We start from the raw sequence: 3,391 nt of genomic DNA on the forward strand, positions 1-3,391 counted from the left end.
CCACCGTGACCCGCACGGGAAGTATAGGCGGTACGTTTAGCTCGACGGCAGGACTGGTGATTGATGCCACCACGGGTGCAATTGACTTAGCGGTCAGCACCCCAGGCACTTACTTGGTGACCTTAACGATTCCTGCCGCCAACAGCTGTGCCGAGTTTAAGGCCACGGCCAGCGTGACCATCACGCCAGCGGTATCGGCTACAATTGCTTATTCAGCAACGCCTTATTGCACCAACGTAGGCACGGCCACCGTGACCCGTACTGGAAGCACGGGCGGTACGTTTAGCTCCACGACAGGACTTTCCATTGATGCCACCACGGGCGCGATTAACTTAGCCACCAGCACAGCAGGCACTTACGTGGTGACTTACACGATAGCAGCGGCCAACGGTTGTGCTGAGTTCAAGGCCACGGCCAACGTAACTATTCAAGGTGTTTTGGCTGCTCCGACGATTTCGAGTAATCAATCCACTTCGGTTTGTGCGGGAACGGAAGTGTTACTTTTTACCAACTGCCCGCAGGGTTCTACCGTGCTTTGGAGCAATGATTCTACCGCCTCGGTATTGGCCTTAAACGCCAATAATCCGAGTTTACAAACCGTGACGGTCAAGTGCCAACAGACAGGTTTCTGCGAAAGCACTTCCAGCGCACCTTATAGCGTAGAATGGATTTCGATTTTTAGCCTAACCCCTATCAACGTTGGCGGAGGCCAATCGAGCACCAAAGTCGTCAACGACAAATCAGCATGGGCAAGTCAGTCCATCACCCCCGATGCCGGGCCAACGCTGGAATACAGCACCCAAGCCAACCCGACGATTTACTATTCGGAGAATATGAACAAAACCGCGCCGCGTTACTGGACAATCCACGTTGAAACCTGTAATTTAGGCACAGGAGGTTCATTGACTTTCAATATGTCATGCACCGATGAAACGGGCTTTGACCGATCTTATAACACCCACGAGAACAACGCACCTTATTTCATGTTTGCCAACCGCGAAGGTTTCACCGAGATTTACGCGCAAAATCACCCCGCTTTTGGATTTTATGAAAGCGATGGCAACGGCGGTAACGTATATGATACGGGCTTACCCAAAGGTTTTTACAAATTGGGCATTCGCTACTGGGATCAGAAGGGGCAGGGCAGTATCTTCCCCACCACCCGCCAACCGCAAGGCAATGTGCTGGCCTACCAAGAGTTTTGGTTTAGAATTCAATCCAAAGATGGGGTAGGAAAGGGCGCAGCGCGGGAGGCAGCCGAAAACGCTTTGTCACCCTGGCGGTTCGCCGATGCGAAGGGTCTAAATCCGCTTGCCTTTGCCGAGGTCGCACCCAATCCTGTTTCAAGTGTAATGCACCTAAAAGTCAACGACACCAAAGGTCAAAAGGTAAACGTAAGCCTACTCGACGCTTCGGGACGGATGCTTTTACAACGCGCTTTTGTTCCAGAAACCAACCAACACCAAGAGGAGTTTAACGTCAGTGAGATTGCCAACGGGATGTATTCCTTGCGGGTACATACGGCTGAGAAGCAAGCGACGCTGAAGGTGGTGAAGGTGAAATGACAACAAGCGATGAGCCGTTTCACCTTTCTCAGATGAGCGTGTCGGGTAGAAATGCCCGATCAAAAGGTGGAGGATAGTGAAAGTGTAAAAGTACTTGAGAAAGAAGTCAAGAGACTTGAGGAGTCATTAAAAGAAGTTAGGGAGTTTAACAAGAATTTAGGATCAATTAATCAATCATACAGGAGGTCGATTAAAACATCAAAAGAAGAATTAGATGAATACAAAGGAACTACATTAATAGATGTAGAACGAATAATACAAGAAGCCATAGACGACCCCAAAATAGATTCCAAAGAGTTAAGTGATATAGTAAAAAATCTTTTTGAAACTATGGATACTATGCTGAATTACATATCCATTAGTTTAGGAATTTCAGTAGGTGTAAACAATGTTGATGAATTTACATTTTTCTTAAAAAAACTAACTAATGATATTGATGATAAAGGCGGACTTATTAACTATTTGGTAGAATACAAAAAAATGAGACGCGGATAAAATCCTTAAAGTCCGCGACAAAATATCTGTTTTAACATTACAAAACAGCCAAAGCATATTTTAGTTGTAGGTACGTGGATAATCATAAAGTAATATGAAGACAAACTCGTTTCCATCGCTGAACTATATCTTAAAACATTGGGAGTCTTACTTTTTTTTGAAGGAAATATGTACACCAAAAATGATAGAGGTGAGGTGGTAGAATTTCCTATACCTTCCGAAGCGGAGCCGATTGAGGGGGCGGCTCTGCCGTGCATCAATGAGAAAAGGGAGACAATCAGCACAAAATCACCAAAGAATGTTTGGTTTTAGAGGCCAATAATCTTCTTAAACTGTACAGGGGTCACCACGGGAACGGGTGGAAATAAGTCTTTGATTTTTAGTAGGTTTCTCAGGTGTCGGTCGTTTGATACCAAGTAGTCCACGTTTGCCCCTAAAGCACAATCTACAAATTTGTTATCGTCGGGATCATCTGATACCAACTGCCATTTGTAAGAAGGCTCAAAACGCTGAGTATTAACAGCAGTAAGCAATATCGAAAAAACGACTTCCATTGCTTGTTTGCTAAATTCACGGTTTATGACTTTGGCATATTCGGTAATAATTTCATTGCTGAACACCCAAATAAACTCCTCGTTTTGGAAGGCATCATATAGCCATCGTAACGAACCCTTCTTAGGTATAGAGTTGAGCAGGATATTGGTATCAATTACAGCCTTTATCATTGATTACCTTCTCTTAGGGCTTTCATGTATTCGGTACGGTTTTCATTAATACCCTCCGTACGGTTTTTAACGTCTTTGGCCGTAATCCCTTTTTCATTCATCACCCTTTCTATTTCGTTATCCAATTCGGCTGTCAGGTGTCGAGTCAATGTGCGTTTCAAAGCGTTGATTTCCTGCTCATTCATAGTTCGGTGTTGAAACAATTGAAGAATCACCATTTGGGCTTCGTTGAGTTTCAAGGGAGAAGATTGAAGACTTGCCATAACTATCTTGATTTATTTAACTCTACAAACATAACAAAACTACGGATGGGTTCAAATGACGGTTCCGTTCGGGGGGAGAACGGTTAGTTAAGGCGGTGGCCGTATCATACGATTGAGGGTTGATGATAAGTCAAAAGTACAGTTTTGCAGCCGTATCACCAACGGTTTGTAACCGGTTCCGAACCGGGTAACAGGTGTTTTTTAAACGTGCAAATGGAATACATACCCTATACTGCGCCCCTGAAACTGGACCATTCTGTTGAATAACGAAGTTATTAGTTGATTTTGTTTTCCACTTTGTTTATAGTACTTTTTCTTCCCTTGAATACCTGTTCTGGCGTTC

Annotated in this window: 4 protein-coding genes; 2 read left to right on the forward strand and 2 right to left on the reverse strand. The window is 44.5% G+C overall.

The window, feature by feature from the left end; translation table 11 throughout:
- Both Q0081_RS08735 and Q0081_RS08740 read left to right on the forward strand, forming a co-directional pair.
- On the forward strand, window positions 1-1,565 hold a 1,565-nt coding region (locus Q0081_RS08735; RefSeq protein WP_298351557.1), incomplete at its 5' end, for a T9SS type A sorting domain-containing protein.
- A gap of 51 nt (window positions 1,566-1,616) precedes the next feature.
- Entirely contained in the window at window positions 1,617-2,060 is a 444-nt protein-coding gene (locus Q0081_RS08740) for a hypothetical protein (protein ID WP_298351560.1), read from the forward strand.
- Between the two features lie 308 nt (window positions 2,061-2,368).
- Here Q0081_RS08740 and Q0081_RS08745 read toward each other — a convergent pair whose 3' ends face one another.
- Window positions 2,369-2,785, reverse strand: a complete 417-nt coding sequence (locus Q0081_RS08745; RefSeq protein ID WP_298351563.1) for a putative toxin-antitoxin system toxin component, PIN family — start codon at window positions 2,783-2,785, stop codon at window positions 2,369-2,371.
- Window positions 2,782-3,048: a hypothetical protein gene (locus Q0081_RS08750; RefSeq protein WP_298351566.1), complete on the reverse strand. Its 267-nt coding sequence runs from the start codon at window positions 3,046-3,048 to the stop codon at window positions 2,782-2,784. Before Q0081_RS08750 ends, Q0081_RS08745 begins: the two co-directional genes overlap by 4 nt.
- Window positions 3,049-3,391: the final 343 nt, after the last annotated feature.

This window comes from Runella sp. (assembly GCF_027484545.1).
In the GTDB taxonomy this organism is placed as follows: Bacteria; Bacteroidota; Bacteroidia; order Cytophagales; family Spirosomataceae; genus Runella.